Raw genomic sequence first — 24909 nt, 5'->3', positions numbered from 1 at the left:
TGTTTCCCTTCCTCTGTGGTTGGGATTGCAAAGGTAGGAATCTTTTCTGATCTTCCAAATTTATTTTGAAAATATTTTTGGTGATCTCCTCTTCCCGAATCCGCTCGTTTTGTCAGCTAACGCCCCCGTAAACTCGCTTTTTCTATCCTTTCAATATCGTTCCTCCCTTGCGGAGTGGTGCAAAGGTAGAATAAACTTTCGCTCCTCCAAAACCTTTTTTACTATTTCCTGTTATAGCAAAGCTAACTCGCTAGAAAAGAGGGAGATTTTTTTGAGACGGAATCATTATTGATTCGCCCCTTTTCTAAACACCCAGTATTTTTGCAGGGTAAAGTTGAATCCTAAAGAAACTACCAACTCTACCATCAGGCGTGTAATGCGATAATCAATACCTGTTATATCTGTTAAAAAAGGTGTTCCCTGAGATTTCAAAAGAATACTTCCAACAACCATTATGACAAATTTCCACAATTGATCGCCTACTGCAGTGTCTTGATCTTTAAATGTCCAATACCGATTTATTGAAAAATTCACCACCGCACCAATAGTTCCAGAGATCACAATCGATGTGCTAACAGGTAATCCAAACAACTCTACACCACAGATCATGACACCATAATCTACCATGCCGCCAACAAATGCGGATAGCTGTGCTTTCAGAAACTGTTTTACACCTTGAGCCATGTGGTATTCTTACAACTTAGAGATTTGTCTTTTCAGCGGCATCTCGCTCATCACCCAAGTCCATCAGCTTTTTGGTATCTACCAAATTGATGAAGAACAAAGCTACGCAGATAAGAAATACGGCATAAAGTATGGTACCGGGTATGAGAATCTCTAGAATAATCACTAAACATAAAATAACCCGTACTTCGGTTGGCCCCAAAAGACCCGCATCAATCGTGTATTTGTCTGTGATTTTATAACGAAGCTGACTAATGATCATGGCCCAACCGTAGAGAGCAACTAGCAGGAAGCCCATAATTTCGTACTCAGATTCCACGTATAAATGAAATCCAAGTCCGATAAATACGGTACTGATCCAATCCATCACGATATCCAGTGCAAACCCATACCATTTCCGCGACTTATTGCGATAGTATGCGATACGCCCATCCAAAGAATCACCAAACCATTGTACAAAAAATCCAAAGGGCGCTAACCATAGATAGTTAATGTTAAAATAATTCGCTAAAACAAAGCTGGCAAAGATGATAAGTGAACCTAATAAACCAATAGCGGTAAGGCCGTCTGATGTAATGGATTGCGGTATGCGTGGAACGAGGTAACTGATAAACTTTTGCTCTGGCACACTTAATATATTCGTCCGTTTTCTGTCTGCAAAAAGTTTTTTATTTGTTTTCATAGTGATTGTATTAAAGCCAATGGTGTTCTTTGTACCACGTCAGGCTTTCTGTAAGACCGGCTTCTAAATCGTAGCGCGGCTCAAAGAGTAATTCTTGTTTTGCTTTCGCAATATCGCATGCCCAGCTACCAGCGGTAATTTCCTTTAGCCGCTCTGCATACAATACGGGTGTTTTGGTAGAAGATTTATAAAGCCATTCTGAAATGCTGGCTATTTGTTTGACTATGGCAAAAGGAACATGCAATCGCAACATGCGCTTTTGCGTAATCTGTTTAAATAAGTTTGCTAATTGATACCGATCATAAACTCCCCCGTCGGTCAGGTTGTAGCATTCTAATTTTGCCACTGGCATATCTAGACTTCCTATCAGAAGATTTGCGAGATCTTTCACATAGATGAAAGTCAGCGCTTGGGGATTTCGGCCGATATAAGCATCAATGCCTTTGTTTAGGGTTTGCAGCAAGATAAAGATATCTTTGTCTTTTGGACCATAAACCGCCGTTGGTCGAAAAATACGGATTGGTTTATCCGCAAATTGTTCGCGCACCAACTGCTCCATGCGCATTTTACTACGCCCGTATACCGTCACAGGCTGGTATGCAGAGCTTTCGTCAATCAATTTTCCATTGTAGGATAATGGACCGATTGCGGCCAAACTACTCAAAATATGTACGCCGATTGGCGGATTTGTGATAGAAAATGCGGCTGTCAATAAATTAATCGTATAATCTATATTGACGGTTTGCATGTCGGATTCACGCTTGGCTTTGGTAAGCGCTGCAGCGTGAATGATATAAGTATAGGATTCTACTTCTAGCCACTCCCCTAGTTTCTCCACGTTGGAGAAATCAGCTTCGACGAACTTATCCACCAAGTGGACAATATCATCCGTTTTGCTGGAGCGGCGGATAGTTGCATGAATAGTATAACCGGCCGTTTTTGCTGCATGTACCAGATGATATCCCACAAATCCACTGGCACCGGTTATTAACAGCTTTGGTTGTTTCATACCGATTTCTCGAACAAGCGATATCGCTTGTATAATTGCCCGTTGATCTGTTCGATAGCACTATTCATCAAATAATTACTATCCAACATCCAGGAACATTCTGCCCCTTTTAGGCCACTTTTCTTTCCGTTTCTAATCAATTTTCCGTACAGACAGGCTTCAATACCCAACTTTCTATAAGGCTCTAATACACCTAACATCAATACTCGAACGTGATCTATATTTTTTCGGCCGAACAACAATTTAAAAATGCCTGTCGGCAGTAGGCGACCACGCTTGATCTTTATTTGCACTTGATTGATATCGGGCACTCCCAGTGTGAATGCGATAATCTCCCCTGCTTTCTCTGCTACGATAGCATATTGCGGATCCAAAACCATTTTCAAATCCTTAGCCGTATGATTAAATTCTTCATCCGTCATAGGCACAAATCCTAGGTTTTTGTCCCAGGCGGTGTTGTACACCGCTTTTATTTTCTCGGCTTCGTTTTTGAAGTCTTTGAGGTTTATTTCTCGAAGAATGATGCCTGAACGTTTTAAACGTTCTTCCAAACGATCCATTAAATCTAATGCACGCCCGCTGACTGTATCGGTATCGATATAATATGCACGCAGATCTTCCTTCTTCGCAAAACCATAATTACTTATAAGGTCTGCGTAATAAGGATAATTATAGGTCATCATAGCCATCGGTGGGCGGTCGAAACCTTCCACCAATAAACCACAGGTATCGTTCGTCGTTAAGTTAATCGGACCTACGATTTGATTTCCACCTTTTTCTTGTACCCACTTTGTCACCTGATCGAATAGTGCGTTGGCCACTTCTTGGTCATTAATGCATTCGAAGAAACCAAAGTGTCCTTCGGTCGCGCTCACGTACGCATTATGATTATTATTCCAGATGGCTACAATGCGTCCAGACAACACGCCATTTTTAAAAGCTAAAAAAGGCTGTGCGGTAGAATGTTTGTAAAAAGGGTGTTTGTCAGATGATAATAAATCTTGTTGCCCCAAGAAAAGTTCAGGCACGTAATTTTTATCCCCTTGATATAGATCATGCGGGAAGTCTATAAAACGAGCAAGCTGTTTTTTATCTTTTACGGGTACAATTTCAATCATAGGTAGATAGGAGCTTTTAGCTCAATAACTCAACATCGGCTGCTTTGAAAATTTTTGCCATTTTCTCTACTGCTTCATCAATTTGGTCAAAAGTATGCGTTGCCATCAGTGAAAAACGAATCAAAGACTCCTCCGCAGGTACGGCTGGTGAAACCACAGGATTGACGAAAACGCCATCTTCTTGTAGCGCTTTGGTCACCCAAAACGTTTTTTCGTTGTCTCTGATGAATATCGGAAGGATTGGACTTTGTGTATCCCCTAAATCAAAACCATTATCTAATAATAATTGCTTTGCATAATGGGTGTTTTTCCAAAGCTTCTCAATATGCTCTGGCTCCGTTTGTATAATATCTAGCGCTTTCAGTGTACAAGCTACAGACGCTGGCGTCATACTAGCACTGAACATGAGTGAACGCGCTTTGTGTTTCAAATATTCAATAACATCAGCATCTGCTGCAATAAATCCTCCAAGTGAAGCTAGGGATTTACTAAAAGTTCCCATAATGAGATCCACTTGATCAGTAAGTCCAAAATGGTCTGCAGTACCGGCACCTAAATGGCCAATTACACCTAAGCTATGTGCATCATCAACCATCACCGCAGCATCGTACTCTTCTGCTATCTTAACCATTTCAGGCAAATCTACAATATCACCTTCCATACTGAATATACCATCGGTAGCGATCATCTTCAAACTTTCTTCCGGCAAACGGGAAAGTTTAGCACGTAAATCTGCCATATCATTGTGCGCATACTTGATCACTTTAGAAAATGACAATCGACTTCCATCAATAATAGAGGCGTGATTACGGTCATCTAACAATAGATAATCATTACGACCTGTAAGACAAGACAAAGGGCCTAAGTTTGATTGAAAACCAGTACTAAAAAGAATCGCTGCTTCTTTGCCTACATAGTTGGCCAGACGTTCTTCCAATTCAATATGGATATCTAACGTACCATTTAGGAAGCGTGAGCCCGCACAACCACTGCCATATTTCTCCAGTGCTAATTGACCAGCTTCAACTATCCGTTGATCGGTCGTTAGACCCAAATAGGAATTGGATCCAAACATTAATACACGCTTGCCATCAATAATGACCTCGGTATCTTGCCGAGATTGTATGGGACGAAAGAAGGCATAAAGCCCTTTTGCTTTTAAATAATCAACTTCCGTAAACTGCGATATTCTACCGCTCAACTTTCCTTTGCTCATTCTATTGTGATGTGCTATGTACTATTCCGCACAGATGTTTATACTTTTTGAACATCCGGATGCAAATGTCAGAAATTTACTGCAAACCTAATACAAATTACTAAAATTTGACTGTTTGAAGATGATTTCGAAAAATCCACTGGATATTAGGCTGGCAAATGTACGGAACTAGACCAAATATTTTTACATACAATGCCAGATAAATATCAAAAAATTAATTCAATTTTAACATAAAAAACAATTATTTGTTACAACTTTCGTTGTCGACTGGTATTTCGTACTTTTGCAGATTAAGGTTTGCAAGTATGGCTATCGCATCAAGAATAAATATAAAAAATAAAAGAGCAACATTCGAATACCACATTTTAGACACCTACACGGCTGGATTGGGGTTGCTGGGTACGGAGATTAAATCTATTCGGGAAGGCAAGGCAAATATTAATGATAGCTTCTGTGCATTTTTTGAAGATGGTCTCTACATCCGCAACATGCATATTGCAGAATATTCTTTCGGTTCTTTTTATAATCACGAAGCCAAACGAGACCGTAAACTTTTATTGACCAAACGTGAACTCAAGAAGTTAAAAGACAAAGGCGAAGAAAAAGGCTTTACGATCGTGCCATTGCGTATTTTCATCAGCGAACGTGGTTTTGCCAAAGTAGAAATCGCCTTGGCTCAGGGTAAAAAAGATTTTGATAAGAGAGATACCATTAAAGAACGTGAATCGAAGCGAGAGCTTGATCGCGCCATGAAACGCTAACGTGATTACTGCCCCATTACCATCTTGTGGGCATATGCCCCTGGGGTTAACCCTTCTCGCCTTCCAAACAAACGTACAAAATAATTTACGTCGTTAAAACCAACGGCATAACCCGCTTCTTTTACACTTAGGCCCTGTTCAAGAAACCGCTTGGCAAATGCTATTCGTTCCCGAATCACATATTCCATAGGACTGATCCCGACCTGTGACTTAAATTCCTTAAAAAGAGCTGATCGGCTCATATTCGCTTTTTTACTCAAGAGATCGATCGTCAATTCGCTGGAGATATGTTCTCGGATAAATTCGGTAAGATAATTCAGCAATGAAGTTTTTTTACCCTCTTCCGTCATTAAATGTAATAAGTTTTGCGTTTGCAACGTGCGAATCAACAGTTCTTGAATGGTTAGTTCTGCTAACGCTTCGTGAAAGCAATCGTTGCCTGACATCAGTCGAAACAACTTATTCGTGAGGTACATGGTTTCGGCATCGTGCTTAAAATGGAATTTATCCCATCGAAAATGCCATTCTGCCGAATGATCACTGGATGGCAGTCGCTCATTCAGAAACTGAACCACCCCCTCAACTTTACGACGGTCGATCGTCAATGCGGCACATTGCGTAGGAGCCGATACATTCGCTTCCGGAAAGTCTATTTTCATCAACTTGTTCTCCGGCAATATTAGTGTTTCGCCTGGCACGTAATCAAAAGAAGGCGTATTCTCCAGGTGCATGACTTTCTTACCACGCAACATATTGACCATCACGACATCATCAAATTGGAGGGGAACTGCAAGCGTGGGTTGATAAGTCTCAAAAACATTAAACTCAAAACTTTCAAAGGTAGCCACGCGCCGGTTCTCTACGAGCGTAGATAATTGCTTATCTGTAGAAAGGGGCAACACATCTAATGCATAATTATAAATCATACCGATCCAATTTAGCCGTAAACGATCTAGGTAAGTTACGATAAAAAATGACAGGAAGAAAAAAAAATAATTGTTTAACCACGAAAAACAATTGTGCTATTCATTGGGATTATAGTGCTAAATATCAACTCACTAAACTTCTAAATTTGAGGTATTGACGATTCACATAATCGTATTATAAAACTAAATTTTTGGTAATCATGAGTGTATTAGAAAGACCATCGTTCAAAGAACGATACGACAATTACATTGGTGGGAAATTCGTAGCCCCAGTAAACGGCAAATACTTCGACAATATCTCCCCTATAGATGGCAAAGTATTTACAAAAGTAGCGCACTCCAGCAAAGAAGATTTGGATTTAGCAGTAGAAGCTGGTGCCAAAGCTTTTATAACTTGGAGTAAAACCTCTGCCACCGAGCGCAGTATCATCCTCAACAAAATTGCTGATCGACTGGAAGAAAACCTACAATATCTGGCAACCGTAGAAACCATTGATAATGGTAAAGCTGTCCGCGAAACCCTAAATGCCGATATTCCGTTAGCCATTGATCACTTTAGGTATTTCGCCAGTGTGATCCGCGCCGAAGAAGGCAGCGCCACTGAACTGGATTCGGATACCTTATCGCTGATCATTCACGAACCGTTGGGTGTGGTAGCACAAATTATTCCTTGGAATTTCCCGATTCTAATGGCGGTATGGAAGCTTGCTCCGGCATTAGCCGCAGGCTGTACCGTCGTACTTAAACCGGCAGAAAGCACACCGACCTCGATCTTGGTGTTGATGGAGTTGATTGAAGACCTTGTTCCGGCCGGAGTGATTAATATTGTAAATGGCTTTGGTTCAGAGCTCGGCCGCGCTTTGGTCACCAATCCGAAAATATCCAAAGCCGCCTTCACCGGATCTACCGCAACAGGAAGATTAGTGATGCAGTACGCCACCGAAAACATCATTCCTGTAACGCTGGAGTTGGGTGGCAAATCGCCCAATGTTTTCTTCGGTTCGGTGCTGGATCACGATGATGACTACTTAGACAAGGCCATCGAAGGCGCGGTATTGTTTGCCCTTAATCAAGGAGAGATCTGTACCTGCCCATCCAGAATCTTAGTGCAAGAAGATATCGCCGACAAATTTATTGAAAAAGTCATCGCACGCGTTAAGCAGATTAAGGTGGGCAATCCATTAGATCCTGATGTGATGATGGGAGCGCAAGCTTCTGAAATACAGAAAGACAAAATCCTGTCTTACATTAAATTAGGTAAAGAAGAAGGCGCCGAAGTGCTTACCGGAGGCGAAGTGAATAAGGTAGGAGAAGGATTAGATGCGGGCTATTATATACAACCCACCGTCTTTAAAGGGCACAATAAGATGCGCATTTTCCAAGAAGAAATATTTGGCCCCGTGGTTTCTTTAACGACTTTTAAAGACGAAAAAGAAGCTATCGAAATTGCCAACGACACCATTTACGGGTTGGGGGCTGGCGTGTGGACTCGAGATGCCCATCAATTGTACACCGTACCAAGAGCGATACAAGCGGGTCGTGTGTGGGTCAATCAATACCATGCTTATCCAGCTGGAGCACCTTTTGGCGGCTACAAACAATCTGGCGTAGGTCGCGAAAATCATAAAATGATGCTCGGACATTACCGTCAATCAAAAAATATGTTGATCTCTTATAGCAAAAAGAAACTTGGTTTCTTTTAGTAGTACTGATCGCCCATCCCCATCAATTCCAATTCAGGGCTGGGCGATTATATAGTTTCATCCTAATCAAAGCCTACAGCAGCGATCAGCTTATGTAGGGTATTTTTTAAACTTAAAAACTACAAGTTATGATCCCAAAGAAGATGAAAGCCGCTGTTGCACCAGGCTACGGAAAACCATTAGAAATCAAAGAAGTTGACGTACGCGAACCAGGCAGGTACGAAGTATTAGTCAAAATAATCGCATCGGGTGTGTGCCACACTGATTTGCATGCGATAGAGGGCGACTGGCCTGTCAAATCCAAAATGCCACTCATACCCGGCCATGAAGGTGTTGGCTATGTGGTGGCCGCCGGACCCGATGCCGTTGTCAAAGAAGGCGACGCCGTGGGCGTACCTTGGTTATACAGCGCATGCAGCTCTTGCGAGTATTGTATCACAGGTTGGGAAACCTTGTGCGAATCGCAGAAAAATGGAGGTTATGGTGTTGACGGCACCTTTGCAGAATACGTCATTGCCGATTCGCGCTATGTCGGGCATCTCAAATCCAATGTCAATTTTCTAGAAATAGCACCGATCCTGTGCGCCGGTGTTACGGTGTACAAAGGATTGAAAGAAACAGAAACCAAACCGGGCGAATGGGTCGCGATTTCAGGAATTGGCGGACTGGGACACGTAGCCGTACAATACGCCAAAGCCATGGGTATGCATGTCGCGGCCATCGATGTAGCCGACGACAAACTCCAACTCGCTAAAAAACTAGGTGCAGATCTCGTGGTCAATGCCAAAAATGTGGATCCAGGCGAATACCTGCACAAAGAAGTTGGAGGAATGCACGGGGCACTAATTACCGCCGTTTCGCCCATTGCTTTCAAGCAAGGGATTGAGGTATTACGCAGGAAAGGGACTATTGCCTTGAATGGACTGCCTCCAGGCGCATTTGATTTACCGATTTTCGAGACCGTACTCAAGCGCATCACGGTTAGAGGATCTATAGTCGGGACGAGAAAAGACCTGCAAGAGGCTCTTGAATTTGCCAACGAAGGTCTGGTAAAAGCCACCGTTACGCCGGCAAAGCTCGAAGACATCAATGATGTATTTGATAAAATGAAAAAGGGGCAAATTGATGGCAGAATCGTGCTAGATATTGCAGGAACCAACTAAATTGATCGAGTATTGCCTTTCATCACGCCGAAAGGCAATATTCTTACGTTTTGTATTTATGACTGAAAGATTATCACTCACAGAAGGCGCCAAAGAACTGATCCGCGAATTAGTGAATAAACATGGGGATTTAATGTTTTACCAAGCGGGTGGTTGTTGCGAAGGTACACAGCCGCAATGTTTCGAAAAAGGCGGATATTATCCGCGATACAATGATGCGATGATCGGCTTGGCAGAAGGATTTGAATTCTGGATTGATCGTGATCTATTCGAATACTGGCAATATTCACATTTCACCTTAGATGTGCTCCAAGGCTTTGGTCCTGGCGGTTTCTCCTTGGAAACTCCTCTCGGCAAAACGTTTAAAGTACATTATCGCTTATTTACAGAAAGCGAATTAGCCGATTTAGCACCTGTCATCAGAAGTCTTTAGAAGCCTAAGGCTACTTACACAATTTTAAGAAGATACGTCTAAGCCTTGCAATACCGGAATCGGCTTTTTGTCATCGTCTAGCGCCACGAATGTAAATGAACCTTGAATTGCCAACTCCCGGCTGTCTTCGTACATACTTTCCAAGTAAATCTGTACCCGCACTTTCACACTTGTATTTCCCACCTTTTCCACACGCCCGACTGCTTCTACGATACTGCCTGCCGGAATGGCCTTATTGAAATCAATCTTATCGGTAGATACGGTCACCAATCGTTTGCGACAGAAACGGGTGGCTGCCATAAAACTTACTTCGTCCATAATGGCCAATGCCTTACCACCAAAAAGCGTATCATGATGATTCGTAATGAATGGGAAAACCGTAATACAAACACGGGTTTCTGATCGTTCTATTCTTTCTGCTATCGTCACCGCTGTTTCTTCTTCTATCGTTTGCAAATTGTATTGATTTTAATAATTTGGGCAAAGATACACAAATCTAACCTGCTGTACCAGATTGCGCATCTACCTCCACACCGATACCTTTCAGCAGCATCGAGGCATTAAATATTTTGCACTCGCCTGATTTGAGGCGATAATCAAACAACATCTCCCCTTCTTGTATTTGTATATCGAAATGATAATTGACGAGATCCTGCGGATATTCATCCGCCAATTGCGATAGCTGCAAATCGTGCGTAGCCACCATCCCCTTGCCATCCATTTGCAATAGTTTTTTGATGATGGCTTTTGAACCCAAGTATTTGTCGACTGAATTGGTACCACGCAGCATTTCATCAATCAAGAAAAAGCTATCCTTAGCCACATCCACCACACCCAAGATGAATTTCATTCGATCCAACTCGGCTTTAAACGTGGAAGTGCTTTCGTTTAGATCATCTTTAATCCGCATATACGTCACTAAGCGATAAATTGGAAGTTTGAAGTACGAAGTGCACACTGCCGATCCAGCATAAGCGAGTACCGCATTGATACCGACAGTTCGCAAAAAAGTACTTTTACCAGCCATATTGGATCCGGTGACCAAAGCCACACGATGATCTTGTGCGGAGTAATCATTGGCTACCGATTTAGTTGCCGGAATAAGCGGATGTGCCAAATCTCGCGCTTCAATCCGATCTTGCTGCGCATCGGTCCCGACTTCTGGAAATTGCCAATCGGGATGATTATAAGACAGAACCCCCAGTGAGATCAACGCCTCGTAAGATGCCATCACCTCGAAAGCCTGCAAGGTATCTTCTGCGTATTCATTCTTCCATCGCATAATTGCCAACACTTGCCGAAAATCCCACAGCATAAACATATTGAGCAGAGCTCCCACGATCATATTATTGCGCGCATCCAATTTATCAATGAGCTTACCAAGTTTGTGCAATGCTTGCGAGAGCGGCGCATCATTCTCGGTACGCAAGCGCTCTTGCAATTTTTGATTGAGTGGAGCGGTGAAAGCCCGTTTTTCGATTGCTTCAATCGCCCCACTATAGGCCATCATAATCGCACCGATCTTATCAATCCGATTCGAAAATACCGAGACGCGGCCACCCAGCGCTAACGTCCATAACAAATGCGCAATAGCCAGCATCAAAACATATGACATCACATTATATCCGAACAACGAAACACCAATTCCGCCAACAATCAAGATTGGAGCTACGACGGTGTAGATCTGCATAAAGCGATTGCCGAACGTCATGGCTTTGCCTTCAAAATAGGCCGCAAGGTACATTCGGAGATTGGTATTCGATTTTACGTTGAATAGCAGTTTGGTTTGCAATTGCTGATTGAAGGGCGCATCGGATGCGAACTCCTGCACGGCCACTTGTCGATCTATTATGGTCTGCCGATCTGACGCCGAATCAAGCCACTGCGCTAAGGCATTGCGCCCATCTTGCGTAGCACAGCGATTTATTTTTTCAAATAAGGAGTGCGGGCCGAATATATCTAAGTCCGACGAATAAGGATGTTTTCCATCTTCATAATCTGCGCCATTAGAATACAGACTCCGCCCTCCGCTCATCATCTGTTGTTCGTTTTCATTGACCTGCAAAAAGGCTTTCTTTTCGTCGCGCAACCTTTCCAGTCTGGCCTGTCGGAACACCAAGTACAAGAAAAGTACGATCACCAGGATGGTACACAACAGTACTTGGGTAACGTTATTGGATTGGAAAAGTACGAATAGCGCTGCTCCGCCACCAATTATCACGGCAAGGCGTAGTAAACTGAACGTATTTACTTGCTTATCCAGCAGGGCAATCTCTGCCTTAGTCTGAGAAATATTCTGTTGATAGAAGTTTATTGACACGAATTTTATCGGGTTTGAATCATGAATACTACACGATCAATAACCCGATATCCCATTTGGTATTACCAGGCCTGATCGCCTACCAAAGGTACAAAACGAAATGTATCGAGTTCTATACGTTCGAAGTCATTTTCGCCGACGCGCAATATGGTCACCATTTTTTGTTCTTTTTCATCCCCTACGGGAATGACTAACAGCCCGCCAAACTTAAGTTGTTTGAGCATAATTTCAGGCACTAGCGGTGCTCCTGCCGTTACAATAATTTTATCGTATGGTGCGCTCGCGGCAATTCCTTTCGAGCCATCCCCATAATGAAAATGAGGATGATAGCCCATATAAGGCAAAACCATTTTAGTGCGATTGTACAAATTCTCTTGTCGCTCGATGGTGAATACCTCAGCACCTAGTTCCAGTAGCACACAGGTTTGGTACCCCGATCCAGTGCCAATTTCCAGTATTTTGTCACCAGAGCGCACATGCAGCAATTCCGACTGATACGCTACGGTATATGGTTGTGAAATCGTTTGTCCGTCGCCGATAGGGAAAGCGATATCGCGGTACGCTTGATTCCAAAATGTTTCATCGAAAAAATAATGGCGAGGCACTTTGCCGATGGCCGCGAGTACGCGTTGATCTTGAATACCGCGCTTTTCCAACAGTTTAACCAGTTGCTTGCGCGCACCCTTTTCTCTATAATTATCGATGAATTTGTAGGCCATTTGCCTCAAAAATAACATTGTTAAGCCACATTTTCGCACTTTAGTTACAAATCATTGGCCACGAGTTATTTTACATTTCACCGCGTAATAACAGCAAAAATGCCTGAAAATTTCAATAGCTTTACCGAACAATCTTATTAGTAATGCACTACCTTCGGATTATCACCTTGTTTATCTTATTGACCAGCATCAGCGCTTTCGCGTGTGCACAAGAGTCAAAATCCGATCGATATGCCACCCAATTTCAAGCGATCATCGACCAATACCATTTGCGTGGCACCATCCTCATTTTCGATGTAGCGCAGGATACTTTTTATTCTAATGATTTTCAGCGCGCAACGCGAGGTTTCTTGCCCGCGTCTACGTTTAAAATACCCAATACATTAATCGCTTTAGAGACCGGCGTAGTTACCAATGCCAACAGCATACTGACTTGGGATGGCAAGAAACGCAATATGAAGGCTTGGGAGAAGGATCTCGCATTGAAAGATGCATTCCGCTTATCCTGCGTACCTTGTTACCAAGAAATTGCCGGTAAGATCGGTTTATCACGCATGAGACAGCATCTTAGCCGATTTTCCTATACTGGTATGGATGTAAGAAAAGAAACCTTACAAAACTTTTGGCTGGTCGGCGCATCCAAAATATCTGCTTTTCAACAAGTGCAATTTTTGCGCGATTTCTATTATCGGAAACTCCAACTGTCGGATCATACTTATAATACCATGCTTCAAGTATTTGAAATAGAATCGACTCCTAGCTATTCTCTAAGTGGGAAAACTGGATGGAGCACCGATCACGGAGACAATGGCTGGTTTGTCGGCTACTTAAGAAGTGGCGATAGTATATACTTCTTTGCGGCCAACTTTGAGCCAAAAGACGCCAGCAAAGTAGAAGATTTTTTGCCAGCCCGCGAAAAGGTAGTGCGCCAAGCATTGCAGGTCATGCATGCCTTTGAAGAAAAAAATTAAAAAACAAAACTGATGAAAAGATACACGATTTATACCCTACTCCTTCTACTCTCCTTACAAGTTGGCTTTGCCCAAGTACGCGATGAGGTAAACAAGCAAGTCCTAAAAGTACTGGCGATTGGTAATAGCTTTTCCGAAGATGCGTTGGAAAATTATTTGCACGACCTAGCAGCAGCAGCCGATCGGGAAATTATTATTGGCAATCTTTATATAGGTGGCGCGCCGCTAGACCTACATTTTCGCAATGCGCAAGAAGATAAGGCCATCTACAGTTATCGGAAAGTAGCGTTGGATGGTAACAAAGCTACGCTGGAAAACACATCCATCTCTAAAGCGCTGGCCGACGAAGATTGGGATTACGTAAGCCTACAACAGGCTAGTCCGCTATCTGGGCAATACAGCGTGATTATGGAAAGTTTGCCGGCGTTAATGGACTATGTCAAGGGTAAAGTTGCGCCACACACGCAGTTGGTGTATCACCAAACTTGGGCTTATCAAGCCGATAGTCAGCATGATGGATTTGCTAATTATCAAAAAAGTCAGCAGCAGATGTACCATGCTATTGCATCTTCTACAAAGCAAATAAGCAAACAGAAAGGATTTGCCTTTGTCGTACCCTGCGGCACGGCGATTCAAAATGCACGGAGCAGTAGTATTGGCGATCATTACACGCGCGACGGCTACCATCTAGAGTTAAATTATGGTCGATTTACCGCAGCCTGTACCTGGTATGAGAAGCTATTCCGACTCGACGTTCGTAAGAATACCTATAAGCCAGCAAGCATCACGGAAAGCCAAGCGCAAATCGCTAAAGCAGCTGCGCATGCTGCCGTTAAAAAACCATTTAAAGTCAGCAAGATTAAGAAATAGTTAGCAAAGCGTTTGTCCTCTACACCTTTCGTTTCTTTCGGTATATTTTCTTTATATTTAAAATATCCACAAATGGAACGAGCAAATGACAAACAGTTCGAAGTTTTCAAGAGATACGCAAACTAACCGATTAACAGAAACAGCCGAATGGGATTTTATCGTGATCGGCGGTGGCGCGACCGGATTAGGTGTTGCTGTTGATGCGGCAAGTCGCGGATTTAAAACCCTTCTTTTAGAAAAAACAGACTTTGCTAAAGGGACGTCCAGCCGCAGCACCAAATTGGTGCACGGTGGTGTACGTTATCTCGCACAAGGCGATATCAAATTAGTATACGGTGCATTGCGAGAGCGTTGGCGCATTTTTAAAAATGCACCGCACGTATCCCGTACACAAGCTTTTATCATTCCTTGTTATAGCTTTTTAGAAAAATGGAAGTATCTGATCGGGCTGAAACTATACGATTGGTTAGCAGGGAAGTATAGCATTGGGCGATCTGTTTTTCTCTCTAAAAAAGAGGCGGCCAAACATTTAGGCAATCTAAAAGTAACAAAACTCCATGGTGGCGTACGTTATTATGATGGTCAGTTTGATGATGCGCGATTGGCCGTTAATTTGGCGCAAACGGCGATCGAACATCAAGCCTGTGTGCTCAATCATGCTTCGGTGACGGCCGTACTCAAAAATGCCAATGGTCAGGTAGATGGAGTTGCCTTTGTAGATCTGGAAACAGATCGTGCTTATCAAGTGAGCGGTAAAGCCATCATCAATGCAACGGGAATTTTTGTAGACGACATATTGTCGATGGCTAGCCCGAAGCATCCACAAATGGTGCGGCCAAGTCAAGGTACGCATGTGGTGGTCGATCGCTCTTTCTTACCAGAAGCACAAGACGCTTTGATGATTCCGAAAACCAGTGATGGCCGCGTACTCTTTGGTGTGCCGTGGCACGACTACCTCGTATTGGGCACCACCGACACGGCTATCGAAGAGAAAAGCGAAGAACCGATTCCACTCGAAGAAGAGATCGATTTCATTTTATCGACGGCAGCAGATTACTTAGAAAATGCGCCGACCAGAGCCGATGTACGAAGTACATTTTCCGGCTTACGGCCACTAGCGGCAACCTCTGGGAATAACCAGAAAACCAAAGAGATATCAAGAGATCACAAACTCGTCATCCACGAATCTAAGTTGATCACGATCACCGGAGGAAAATGGACAACTTACCGCAAAATGGCCGAAGACACGGTCGATAAAGGCATTCAAGCTTTGAACATGCCTTGGTCAGACTGCAAAACAGTTTCATTAGCGATACATGGATCGGAGCATTTGTCCACTTCAGAGCAATCACGCCTTTCGATCTATGGAAGTGACGCTGCTCATATCGTCGCTTTAGAGCAAGAGAATCCTGATTACGCCAAGCTAATTGTACCCGAATCGTCTCATTCTGTCGCTCAAGTAGTATGGGCTATTCGCTCCGAAATGGCGCGTACCGTCGAAGATGTACTTGCTCGGCGCTTACGTTTGCTGTTTCTTGATGCGAAACTGGCCATGGCGGCAGCTCCCGTTGTCGCTCACGTTTTGGCGACAGAACTGAATCGTGACGCAGATTGGGAAGCGGAACAAGTTCGCTCATTCGAAGCACTGGCCCAAGGTTATCTGACCAGCGATGCCCAAAATCAGACTACATTTTTAGACGTTTCTTCCTCCTAAATCCCGTATTGTATGAAACCTTATATCCTTTCTATTGATCAAGGCACCACTAGCTCGCGTGCTATTTTAGTCGATCACGACGGAAAAATTATAGATATAGCACAACAAGAGTTTGAGCAGCTTTTCCCGCAATCTGGCTGGGTAGAGCACGATCCGATGGAAATCTGGTCTTCTCAATTGGCCGTGATCACCTCTGTGATTGCCAAGAGCAAAATTCGTTCGGCAGATATACACGCCATCGGCATCACCAACCAACGAGAAACTACCATTGTGTGGGATCGAAAAACAGGAAAACCGATCTATCCCGCCATTGTATGGCAGGATCGTCGCACCGCGGATTACTGTGATGAATTGAAGGAAAAAGGACTGGAAGATACGGTCCGTGATAAAACGGGCTTATTGATTGACTCTTATTTTTCGGCTACGAAGATAAAATGGATATTGGATGAAGTAGATGGCGCTCTCGAGCGCGCCAAAGCAGGCGAACTCGCCTTCGGCACAGTAGATTCTTGGTTGATCTGGAACCTGACCAATGGTGAACTGCATCTCACCGACATTACCAATGCTTCGCGTACGATGCTATTTAATATTCACAGCTGTGAATGGGATAGCGAATTACTGGAGCTATTCGGCATTCCAGAAGCTATACTGCCGGAAGTAAAATCATCGTCCGAGATATACGGAGAAACTTCTGTCGATGTATTGAAGACGGCTATACCGATTGCTGGTATCGCTGGCGATCAACAATCTGCCTTATTTGGCCAACTATGTATCGAAAAAGGCATGGTAAAGAATACCTATGGCACCGGTTGTTTTATGTTGATGAATACGGGTTCTAAAGCGATTAAATCAGAACATAAACTGGTCACTACAATCGCTTGGAAAATCGGCGATGAAGTGACGTATGCACTCGAAGGAAGCGTGTTTATAGCAGGCGCAGTAGTACAGTGGCTTCGCGACGGATTGGGATTGATCAAAAAATCAAAGGACGTTACCTCGTTGGCAAAAAAAGTAGCTGATACCGGTGGTGTCTATATTGTACCTGCTTTTGCTGGACTTGGTGCTCCACATTGGGATGCGCGAGCACGCGGCAGTGTGTATGGTATTACGCGTGGCACGACAGACGCGCACTTGGCGCGCGCTTGCTTAGAATCAATTGCTTTTCAAACCTATGATGTGCTCGAAGCCATGCAACACGATGCGGGCCATGCGATTGAAGAACTTCGTGTGGATGGCGGAGCGACTTCAAATAGTGTTTTATTGAAATTTCAGGCGACATTATTAGGTGCTACGGTCGTACGCCCAGAAAATACCGAAACGACTGCTATGGGCGCAGCCTATCTTGCCGGACTAGCAACTGGATTCTGGAAAGACATCGCAGAAGTGCAGCAAAAATGGTCGGTCGATAAGAGAATTGAGCCTGAAAAAGATATTGATAGCACAGCTGCCTTAAAAGAGTGGCACGCTGCTGTGGAGGCAACAAAAGTATGGGCAACGCTTAAAAACAAAAAATCATGAGTCCGATTGTAGCTGAATTATTTGGAACATTTTTAATGATCCTACTGGGCTGTGGAGTCGTAGCCAATGTGGTATTGAAAGACACGAAAGGTCACCAAGGTGGCTGGATTGTGATCACCACCGCATGGGCTTTGGCGGTATTTGTCGGTGTTTCTGTTGCTGGGCCATATAGTGGCGCGCACCTCAATCCGGCTGTCACGCTATCTGTTTGGATGATTGATGAGATAGATACTAGTACTGCTATATCGTATGTTGGTGGACAATTCGCGGGCGCCATGTTAGCTTCTGTTGTGGTATGGCTTTGTTATCGTCCGCATTTCGATCGCACGCAAGATGGAGCGACTACACAAGCGGTATTCTGCACCGCGCCAGCCATACGTGATCGCCCTTCGAACTTCATCACAGAATTAGTCGCTACATTTGTACTCATCTCTACTATTTTATTTTTCCAAGAACCTTCTATGCAACTGGAAGAGACTGCTGGCGTCATTGGATTGGGATCCATCGGTGCGTTACCTGTCGCATTTTTAGTGTGGGGAATAGGTTTAGCACTGGGTGGTACGACAGGTTACGCCATCAATCCAGTTCGTGATCTTGGCCCTCGCATCATCTACAGCATTTTACCCATCAAACCCAAAGCTGGATTTGACGCAAGCTATGCGTGGGTTCCGGTTTTAGCACCATTAATAGGATCTGCGATCGCGACGTTGCTGTATCAGATGCTTACTTCGGGAAGTTAGACAAAGTGATACTTTGTAATAGGCAGGGCGTAATTACGATGTGCATAATCCCAAATAAAAAAGAGATATTTGAGGTATGCACATCAAGTCAGGTCTATCGTTTTTAATCATCTTGCTTGTGGGCGCTTGCCAAGAAGCTAAAGTCGAAGATCAATACAGCTATTACCAAGCTATTGAAAATCGGGACACGACATTTTTGCGATTACAGATTAGTGAAGGTCGCTTTTTTGGTGATTATGTGTTTGCCAAAGGCAATAGCTACCAAGTTAGAGGAGATTTCAAGGGCGAAACCGCTGGAGACACCTTGTCCGGCATGTTGGTATACACACCGTATGGCCACAAAAATTCCAAAAAAGTAGCTTTCGCTTTACTGAAGTCGGGCGACAAGCTCTACGAAGGAAAAGGGATTCAGACGATCTATATGGGTGTACCCTATTTTCCACCTACATCACTCAGCTTTGATTCACATCGGATATTTACGCCCAGCGAAAATCAACGAGTATTTAGCAAAGAATAATGCTTGCTAGAACGCTCAGGCATGCTAAGAAGTTCCAAACTAAAAAGGCAATTTCTGGGCAGTACAGAAATCTACCATCTGATTAAGCTAAAATACTCTTTAATAAGGATCTACATCCACCACCACACGCACGCCAGAATTCTTCTTATCCAATTCGAAATGGAGCAATGCTTGGCGAATCAATTCCTTGACCTTGACAATACTGATGCCGGTACGTTCCACCTTTAAGGTAATCGTCTGAATATAATAATTGCGAATGCGCGCCACTAAAGGTTGCTCCGGACCAAGAACACGCTGCTCTAGAGTAGTACGCAACAGATTGGCTAATTTATTCGCCGAATCCAAACATTTATCCTGATCGGTATGCTTCACATCCAATCGGATCAAGCGGTAAAATGGCGGATAATGATAACTTTTTCGTTCGGTGATTTCGTTGGTAAACATGGCTAAATAATCGTGCTGCACGACTTGCTCCAGCACCCGATGATTAGGCGAATAAGTTTGGATAATTACGCGACCTTGCGTCTGCCGACGACCGGATCTTCCTGCTACTTGCGAAAACAAGGAATATGCCCGCTCATAAGACCGGAAATCTGGAAAATTGATCATCGCATCTGCATTGATGATGCCGATGAGGTTAACGCGACCAAAGTCCAAACCTTTGGCCACCATCTGTGTCCCGATCAGCACATCAAATTCGTGGTCGTCGAATGCTGTGATCACTTTATCAAATCCATGCTTACCACGTGTAGAATCCAAATCCAAGCGACCGATGCGCAAATCTGGCATCAACAATTCCAGTTCCTCTTCTATTCGTTCGGTACCATAGCCTTTATTCTCCAAATGCGTAGATCCACAAGCCGGACAAACCTGCATCGTATCTTCGGAGAAGCCGCAATAATGACAATGCAATAAGTTGCTGGATTTATGATAGGTCAGGCTCACATCACATTGTACACATTTGGCGACGTAGCCACAGGTCTTACACTGCAAAAAAGGCGTGTGTCCACGACGATTTTGAAAGAGAATAACTTGTTCCTTTTGTGCTACTGCGTCTTCGATGCCCTTCAACAGCGTTTTGCTGAAGTAATTCACCATCTGATCTTTCTTCCCTTCTTCCGTCACATGAATGATCTCGATGGCCGGCAATTGAACTTCTCCGAAGCGCTCCGATAGCGTTACCAAACCATATTTACCCGCTTTGGCATTATAGAAACTTTCTACTGAAGGGGTAGCAGAGCCCAATAATACCTTGGCGTCATAGGAGTTTGCCAGATAAATCGCCGCGTCCCGTGCGTGATATCGGGGCGCTGGTTCGAATTGTTTGTACGAGCTTTCGTGCTCCTCATCGACTACGATCAAACCGAGATTTTGAAACGGCAATAACACGGCTGAACGCGCGCCTACAATAATTTTAAGCTCTCCGTTCAATACCTTGTACCATACCTCTGCTCGTTCGTTATCATTAAATTTGGAATGATATACGCCTAACTGATCCCCAAAATATAATTTTAGCCGCTCGGTGATCTGCGCCGTTAAGGCGATCTCCGGTAATAGAAATAGTACTTGTTGGCCTTGTGCTAATGCCTTTTCGATCAGCCGAACATACAATTGCGTTTTACCCGAAGCCGTCACTCCGTGCAATAAGACAACGTCTTTTTCTTCAAAAAATTCGTTGATTTGATCGTATGCTTGCTGTTGCGGCGTACTAAACGTGAAATCTTTCTGCAAGACAATATCAGTACCTTGAAAACGACTCACCACCTTTTCTTTGACATCGAAAACGCCTTTATCGATTAATGCAGTGATGGCCGACGAACCGCAGCCGGATGCTTCCATGATATCCTGACGGGTGATTTCGCCCCCTTGCTTTTGCAATTGCATGAAAGCAAGCACGGCATCCTGCTGCGTGGGTGCACGATTCAAAGAATCTAACAACAAACGCTTGCCTTCACTGTCTGAATATAGAGACGACAAGGTAAAGAAGGTTTTCACCTTAGGCTTATACTTTTGCTTAATCTCTTCGGAAATCAGGATAAAACCCTTATCAAACAGACTTTTTAACAGCGGAAAAACGGTTTTCTGCCCTAATATTTTGATGACATCGCTAATGCGGAGTTCACCTGCCACATCCAGCGCATCCATCACAAGAAATGCTTTATCATTCAATCCGCTTCGATCCAGATCTTCTTGATCCGCGGAGCGAATCTTCGTTTCAGAAGCCATTTTTAACGCTGCTGGCAAAGCCGCTTGCATCACATCCCCAAGATGGCACATGTAATAATCAGCGATCCAGTGCCAGAAATCGAGCTGTTGCACACCAACAATTCCTTGCTCATCCACCACATCCAGAATGTATTTTGCTTCGTATCGTAGTGGTGCTTCCTCTGTTACGCGTTCCACAATGGCCGCATAGATCCGGTTTTTCCCAAACTGCACGATCACGCGCACGCCCAATTTCACTTTTTCGTTGAGTGCTTCGGGCACACGATACGTATACGACTTAGCTATTGACAGTGGCAATACAACCTCTACAAATAGCGTCTGCCGCGCAGCGGCGGATTCGAAAAGCTGGGGTGATGACATATACAAATGTAAAAAAATACCCTCGATTAGCAGCTACTAAGCGAGGGTATCTCTATTTCTAAATTAGGGTTTATTTATGCGCGGTGTCTCAACGCGGCGGAGAATAAACCAATCCAACCGATGATAAAAAATAGCCCGCCGATAGGCGTAATAGGCCCTAACATACTGACCTTCGTAATCCCAAGCAATTCACGTGTGCTCAAAATGTATAGTGAGCCAGAAAACAAAAGAATGCCTACCGTGAAAGCAATAAATGATAAGCGTATAGATTGACTCTTTGCACGTGAGAAAGTGGACAGGAATAGTAAGGCCAACGTATGGTAAAAATGATAACGATTGGCAGTCTCCCAAGTTTCTAACTGAGAATCACTCACTTTGCCTTCTAAACCATGTGCTCCGAATGCTCCTAATATCACAGCAACCATCCCGAAAAATGCTGCAGTAAGAATAATTTGTTTGTTCATAATAGTATATCGCGCTCCGCGGCCGATTTCTTGATGCTAAATGTATACAATTTGATGCATACTCCACATGATTTTTATCACTTTTTAAACATTCTAATGGAAATTTGCTACAAGATTTTTTTTAGGTTTGTAGTAGATGAAGGGTACGATAATAGTTTCGGTTGTGTTATTTATAGCTGTAGTGGCTGCTTCCATATTTTATTTTACGGGACTGGGCAGCGCGCAAAAAGACATGACCAAGCCGCTCACTTTTCTTCCAGATGAAACTTTGCTTATCGCAGCATTCAAGAACGAAGAAACCACCGACAACATTTTTAAAGATTACGAAGTCTTCGATGCTTTATTAGGATTTGAGCAAAAGGATAATATAGACGACCTAAAGCAGCAACTGATGCGTAGCCCGGCATTGACGTCGCATCTCTCCGGAACAGAAGTCTATGTTTCGTTTCATCACGTAGACAAATCTATCGAGATGCTATTCACTATTCCTACGGTGGAGCCTTTAAAGAACAACGCGGTCAATAATACGTTAGCACAACTTTCTGATAAATATCAATTTACGACATTAGACACCCTTGGCCAACGCATCTTCGCTTTGCGTGCCGATAGCAGCGACATTACATGGTATGCGGCTTATCATGCAGATATTTTCTTTGTATCGCCTGCCCTGCCAATTTTAGAGAAAGTATTGGATAAACGACATCCTAAGTTGAGTCGCCAGCAAATCAACTTTTTCTTAGAGCATACGAATCGAAATGTGCCGCTGAGCTTCTATTTCTCGCATCAACAAATTGACAGCCTATCTAAGAAATTTCAGCGCAATCGACCGGGAGACTTCATGAAGCAATTCATGGGATTAGACGGGCAATCTACGTGGAATATCAATTACAAACAAGATGCGCTCATGCTCACGGGCGAGAGTGAACTATCCAAAACCGAAAAAAGTTATTTAGCACTTTTTGCTTCGCAACAAAAGACAACACAACGCCTATATCAGTATTTCCCGGCCAATACCGCCTTGTATCTGGAATACTCCGTAAGTGACCTCCGACATTACCGTCAGGATCTGGAGAAATACCTGACTAGCAAACCCAATCAAAAACGTATTCTGGATCAGCTGGAAAATACCCGCAGTAGCCGACCAAAAATAATCACTGGATTTGAAGCTGCAGTTGGAAACGAATTTGCCACTGCAGAATTGAATAATGGGGATTACCTAGGTTTTCTCTCTTTGCGCGATTCCAGTGCTTTGGACGGCATGCTACCTGAATTAGCTGAAAATGCAGGTGATGGCGTTTACCGTTTTAAGTACGAGCATTTGCTCTATGCTTATTATGGTGATGCCTTTCAGACCTTTCAACGCCCCTATTTTACCATCGTAGACGACGTCCTGGTATTTGCCAATCAATCAGCTACATTAAACAACTACCGCAGACAGCGGCAAAATAGCGATCTATTGGTCGGAACGTTGGGTTTCAAAAATTATCAGCGTATGCAAGGTGATGAAGCCAACGTAACGTTCTTTCTGCACACCAAAAATGCGGGGCGAATGTTGAATAACAACTTAGTAAGGCCATTCGCACAGAACTTCCGAAATACAGAAAAATTTGGTTATCAAGATTTCTATTCGTGGTCTGTACAGCTCATGGGTAATGGTGGGGACTTTATCAGCAGTATTTATGGAATTTACAAAAGTTCTACTGCTTTAGGAGCTTCTCCAGAGTGGACTTACTCTTTCGACAACCGTTTAATCACTCGCCCATATGTATTCGAGCATTCGGATACCAGTCAGTTCATTCTGGCGCAAGAACAAGATCACACTATTCATGCTATCCATCCGACTGGAAAAAAAATGTGGTCCACCGTCTTTTCTGGCCGTGTGATTGGCGATATGATTCAAATTCCTGATCGTTCCATTTTGCTGGTTACCGATAGGAATCGTTTGTATCGTTTTGATCCTAATGGCGATGGCTTACCCGGCTTTTCATTGGGTTTGCCCGAAGAGCCAACGGCTTCGCCAGTCGTATTGACAATTGATCGTCGTGATGTGATTCTCGTTTCTTTGAGTGATCGTCTAGTCGCTTACGACATGGAAGGAAATGCTTTGAGCAACTGGTCGTCGATCCCCGTTTCAGGTCGATTATTGCCGGGCATATTTCTCGCTAAAGATGAAATTGTGGTCGGTAGTACATCCGGAAAAGTATATTATTTTAATAGCTCAGGACAGATTACACAAGAAATTGCTGCTCCAAATGAGGCTACATTCAAAAATTCATTAGGACATATTTCCAGTGCATCGGCCGAAGATGTATTTGTCACCACGGATGCATCGGGCAATTACTATCGCTACTCCAAATCTGGTGGCGTGAGCAAGACAGCCATAGCGGGACTTTCGCAAAATCATCGGGCATTCTTTGCCTCACTGTCAGCCTCCAACGCGCCTGACATGATCGTGATCGACGACAGTAAATTAGGCGTCTATCAAACGACAGATAGTACGGCGCTGCGCTATAGTCAGGGATTCACCAAAGACATATACAGCGCGCCTATGTTATTCCCGATTTCGCAGACCACTATGCAATTAGGCATTAGCATACCATCCAACAATTTAATTTACGTTTTTACAGAAAACGGTGGCGTGTTGGATGGATTCCCCGTAGAGAGTCTTCCATTGTTCTACTACGGCCGCATCAACTACAATAGTGACAATTACCTACTATCTACCAAGCGTGATCACAAACTCTATGCTTACAAGCACTAATAATTTGTTATACACGGTTTTAGGATGACGAAAA

The 24909-nt window shown here is 43.6% G+C and carries 22 protein-coding genes; 11 read left to right on the top strand and 11 right to left on the bottom strand.

Features of this window, described 5'->3' with window-relative positions; genetic code table 11:
* Positions 1-285: 285 nt before the first annotated feature.
* The 5 genes from DC487_RS16670 to spt are packed head-to-tail and all read right to left on the bottom strand — an operon-like array spanning position 286 to position 4709.
* The gene (locus DC487_RS16670; protein ID WP_116777105.1) at positions 286-684 is read right to left on the bottom strand and encodes a GtrA family protein; all 399 of its coding nucleotides are present in this window, start codon (positions 682-684) and stop codon (positions 286-288) included.
* Positions 685-700: 16 nt separating this feature from the next.
* The gene (locus DC487_RS16665) at positions 701-1366 is read right to left on the bottom strand and encodes a CDP-alcohol phosphatidyltransferase family protein (protein WP_116777104.1); all 666 of its coding nucleotides are present in this window, start codon (positions 1364-1366) and stop codon (positions 701-703) included.
* 10 nt (positions 1367-1376) lie between these two features.
* On the bottom strand, positions 1377-2375 hold the full coding sequence (locus DC487_RS16660; protein WP_116777103.1) for an NAD-dependent epimerase/dehydratase family protein: 999 nt from the start codon (positions 2373-2375) through the stop codon (positions 1377-1379).
* A complete protein-coding gene (locus DC487_RS16655; protein ID WP_116777102.1) occupies positions 2372-3493 on the bottom strand; it encodes a hypothetical protein in 1122 nt (373 codons plus the stop codon). Before DC487_RS16655 ends, DC487_RS16660 begins: the two co-directional genes overlap by 4 nt.
* Positions 3494-3509: 16 nt before the next feature.
* Positions 3510-4709, bottom strand: a complete 1200-nt coding sequence (gene spt, locus DC487_RS16650; protein ID WP_116777101.1) for a serine palmitoyltransferase — start codon at positions 4707-4709, stop codon at positions 3510-3512.
* Positions 4710-5014: 305 nt separating this feature from the next.
* On the opposite strand from spt, the gene smpB reads away from it, so the two are divergent.
* Positions 5015-5470 (top strand): SsrA-binding protein SmpB, encoded by a 456-nt coding sequence (gene smpB / locus DC487_RS16645; protein ID WP_116777100.1) that lies wholly within the window; start codon positions 5015-5017, stop codon positions 5468-5470.
* Between the two features lie 5 nt (positions 5471-5475).
* On the opposite strand, the gene DC487_RS16640 is transcribed toward smpB, so the two are convergent.
* On the bottom strand, positions 5476-6396 hold the full coding sequence (locus DC487_RS16640) for an AraC family transcriptional regulator (protein ID WP_116777099.1): 921 nt from the start codon (positions 6394-6396) through the stop codon (positions 5476-5478).
* A 200-nt stretch (positions 6397-6596) separates the two neighbouring features.
* On the opposite strand from DC487_RS16640, the gene DC487_RS16635 reads away from it, so the two are divergent.
* The 3 genes from DC487_RS16635 (at position 6597) to DC487_RS16625 (ending at position 9695) form a co-directional block, all read left to right on the top strand.
* Complete coding sequence (locus DC487_RS16635) at positions 6597-8099, top strand: aldehyde dehydrogenase family protein (protein ID WP_116777098.1); 1503 nt, start codon at positions 6597-6599, stop codon at positions 8097-8099.
* Positions 8100-8227: 128 nt separating this feature from the next.
* A complete protein-coding gene (adhP, locus tag DC487_RS16630) occupies positions 8228-9262 on the top strand; it encodes an alcohol dehydrogenase AdhP (protein ID WP_116777097.1) in 1035 nt (344 codons plus the stop codon).
* Between the two features lie 58 nt (positions 9263-9320).
* The gene (locus DC487_RS16625) at positions 9321-9695 is read left to right on the top strand and encodes a DUF779 domain-containing protein (RefSeq protein WP_116777096.1); all 375 of its coding nucleotides are present in this window, start codon (positions 9321-9323) and stop codon (positions 9693-9695) included.
* 24 nt (positions 9696-9719) lie between these two features.
* Here DC487_RS16625 and DC487_RS16620 read toward each other — a convergent pair whose 3' ends face one another.
* The 3 genes from DC487_RS16620 to DC487_RS16610 all read right to left on the bottom strand — a co-directional run bounded on the left by DC487_RS16620 (position 9720) and on the right by DC487_RS16610 (position 12734).
* Positions 9720-10124: an acyl-CoA thioesterase gene (locus tag DC487_RS16620; protein ID WP_116777116.1), complete on the bottom strand. Its 405-nt coding sequence runs from the start codon at positions 10122-10124 to the stop codon at positions 9720-9722.
* Between the two features lie 67 nt (positions 10125-10191).
* Positions 10192-12015, bottom strand: a complete 1824-nt coding sequence (locus tag DC487_RS16615) for a MutS-related protein (protein WP_239016413.1) — start codon at positions 12013-12015, stop codon at positions 10192-10194.
* A gap of 62 nt (positions 12016-12077) precedes the next feature.
* On the bottom strand, positions 12078-12734 hold the full coding sequence (locus tag DC487_RS16610; RefSeq protein ID WP_116777115.1) for a protein-L-isoaspartate(D-aspartate) O-methyltransferase: 657 nt from the start codon (positions 12732-12734) through the stop codon (positions 12078-12080).
* Positions 12735-12877: 143 nt separating this feature from the next.
* On the opposite strand from DC487_RS16610, the gene blaOXA reads away from it, so the two are divergent.
* The 6 genes from blaOXA to DC487_RS16580 all read left to right on the top strand — a co-directional run bounded on the left by blaOXA (position 12878) and on the right by DC487_RS16580 (position 19064).
* The gene (gene blaOXA / locus DC487_RS16605; protein ID WP_116777094.1) at positions 12878-13705 is read left to right on the top strand and encodes a class D beta-lactamase; all 828 of its coding nucleotides are present in this window, start codon (positions 12878-12880) and stop codon (positions 13703-13705) included.
* Positions 13706-13717: 12 nt separating this feature from the next.
* Complete coding sequence (locus tag DC487_RS16600; RefSeq protein WP_116777093.1) at positions 13718-14575, top strand: DUF4886 domain-containing protein; 858 nt, start codon at positions 13718-13720, stop codon at positions 14573-14575.
* Between the two features lie 85 nt (positions 14576-14660).
* Positions 14661-16289, top strand: coding sequence for a glycerol-3-phosphate dehydrogenase/oxidase (locus tag DC487_RS16595; RefSeq protein ID WP_116777092.1), 1629 nt, complete (start codon positions 14661-14663; stop codon positions 16287-16289).
* A gap of 12 nt (positions 16290-16301) precedes the next feature.
* Complete coding sequence (gene glpK / locus DC487_RS16590; protein ID WP_116777091.1) at positions 16302-17807, top strand: glycerol kinase GlpK; 1506 nt, start codon at positions 16302-16304, stop codon at positions 17805-17807.
* Positions 17804-18547, top strand: a complete 744-nt coding sequence (locus tag DC487_RS16585) for an MIP/aquaporin family protein (RefSeq protein WP_116777090.1) — start codon at positions 17804-17806, stop codon at positions 18545-18547. Before glpK ends, DC487_RS16585 begins: the two co-directional genes overlap by 4 nt.
* A 76-nt stretch (positions 18548-18623) precedes the next feature.
* Entirely contained in the window at positions 18624-19064 is a 441-nt protein-coding gene (locus DC487_RS16580) for a hypothetical protein (RefSeq protein WP_116777089.1), read from the top strand.
* A 99-nt stretch (positions 19065-19163) separates the two neighbouring features.
* On the opposite strand, the gene priA is transcribed toward DC487_RS16580, so the two are convergent.
* Both priA and DC487_RS16570 read right to left on the bottom strand, forming a co-directional pair.
* Positions 19164-21650, bottom strand: a complete 2487-nt coding sequence (priA, locus tag DC487_RS16575) for a replication restart helicase PriA (RefSeq protein WP_116777088.1) — start codon at positions 21648-21650, stop codon at positions 19164-19166.
* 74 nt (positions 21651-21724) lie between these two features.
* Positions 21725-22114 carry a DUF423 domain-containing protein gene (locus DC487_RS16570; RefSeq protein ID WP_116777087.1) on the bottom strand — a complete coding sequence of 130 codons (390 nt, stop codon included), beginning with the start codon at positions 22112-22114 and terminating at the stop codon, positions 21725-21727.
* Positions 22115-22250: 136 nt separating this feature from the next.
* On the opposite strand from DC487_RS16570, the gene DC487_RS16565 reads away from it, so the two are divergent.
* Positions 22251-24875: an outer membrane protein assembly factor BamB family protein gene (locus tag DC487_RS16565; protein WP_116777086.1), complete on the top strand. Its 2625-nt coding sequence runs from the start codon at positions 22251-22253 to the stop codon at positions 24873-24875.
* The last annotated feature ends 34 nt before the right edge of the window (positions 24876-24909 follow it).

Source organism: Sphingobacterium corticibacter, from assembly GCF_003076635.1.
Classification (GTDB): Bacteria; Bacteroidota; Bacteroidia; order Sphingobacteriales; family Sphingobacteriaceae; genus Sphingobacterium; species Sphingobacterium corticibacter.
This window is presented reverse-complemented; position numbering and strand designations above follow the sequence as displayed.

Bases quoted from the DNA above. Each gene is read 5' to 3' on its own strand.
- DC487_RS16600 (WP_116777093.1), top strand. From the start codon at position 13,718: ATGAAAAGATACACGATTTATACCCTACTCCTTCTACTCTCCTTACAA.
- priA (WP_116777088.1), bottom strand. From the start codon at position 21,650: ATGTCATCACCCCAGCTTTTCGAATCCGCCGCTGCGCGGCAGACGCTA.
- DC487_RS16660 (WP_116777103.1), bottom strand. From the start codon at position 2,375: ATGAAACAACCAAAGCTGTTAATAACCGGTGCCAGTGGATTTGTGGGA.
- DC487_RS16585 (WP_116777090.1), top strand. From the start codon at position 17,804: ATGAGTCCGATTGTAGCTGAATTATTTGGAACATTTTTAATGATCCTA.
- glpK (WP_116777091.1), top strand. From the start codon at position 16,302: ATGAAACCTTATATCCTTTCTATTGATCAAGGCACCACTAGCTCGCGT.
- DC487_RS16610 (WP_116777115.1), bottom strand. From the start codon at position 12,734: ATGGCCTACAAATTCATCGATAATTATAGAGAAAAGGGTGCGCGCAAG.
- DC487_RS16635 (WP_116777098.1), top strand. From the start codon at position 6,597: ATGAGTGTATTAGAAAGACCATCGTTCAAAGAACGATACGACAATTAC.
- DC487_RS16595 (WP_116777092.1), top strand. From the start codon at position 14,661: ATGACAAACAGTTCGAAGTTTTCAAGAGATACGCAAACTAACCGATTA.
- DC487_RS16580 (WP_116777089.1), top strand. From the start codon at position 18,624: ATGCACATCAAGTCAGGTCTATCGTTTTTAATCATCTTGCTTGTGGGC.
- DC487_RS16640 (WP_116777099.1), bottom strand. From the start codon at position 6,396: ATGATTTATAATTATGCATTAGATGTGTTGCCCCTTTCTACAGATAAG.
- smpB (WP_116777100.1), top strand. From the start codon at position 5,015: ATGGCTATCGCATCAAGAATAAATATAAAAAATAAAAGAGCAACATTC.
- adhP (WP_116777097.1), top strand. From the start codon at position 8,228: ATGATCCCAAAGAAGATGAAAGCCGCTGTTGCACCAGGCTACGGAAAA.
- DC487_RS16670 (WP_116777105.1), bottom strand. From the start codon at position 684: ATGGCTCAAGGTGTAAAACAGTTTCTGAAAGCACAGCTATCCGCATTT.
- DC487_RS16570 (WP_116777087.1), bottom strand. From the start codon at position 22,114: ATGAACAAACAAATTATTCTTACTGCAGCATTTTTCGGGATGGTTGCT.
- DC487_RS16625 (WP_116777096.1), top strand. From the start codon at position 9,321: ATGACTGAAAGATTATCACTCACAGAAGGCGCCAAAGAACTGATCCGC.
- DC487_RS16565 (WP_116777086.1), top strand. From the start codon at position 22,251: ATGAAGGGTACGATAATAGTTTCGGTTGTGTTATTTATAGCTGTAGTG.
- blaOXA (WP_116777094.1), top strand. From the start codon at position 12,878: ATGCACTACCTTCGGATTATCACCTTGTTTATCTTATTGACCAGCATC.
- spt (WP_116777101.1), bottom strand. From the start codon at position 4,709: ATGAGCAAAGGAAAGTTGAGCGGTAGAATATCGCAGTTTACGGAAGTT.
- DC487_RS16665 (WP_116777104.1), bottom strand. From the start codon at position 1,366: ATGAAAACAAATAAAAAACTTTTTGCAGACAGAAAACGGACGAATATA.
- DC487_RS16655 (WP_116777102.1), bottom strand. From the start codon at position 3,493: ATGATTGAAATTGTACCCGTAAAAGATAAAAAACAGCTTGCTCGTTTT.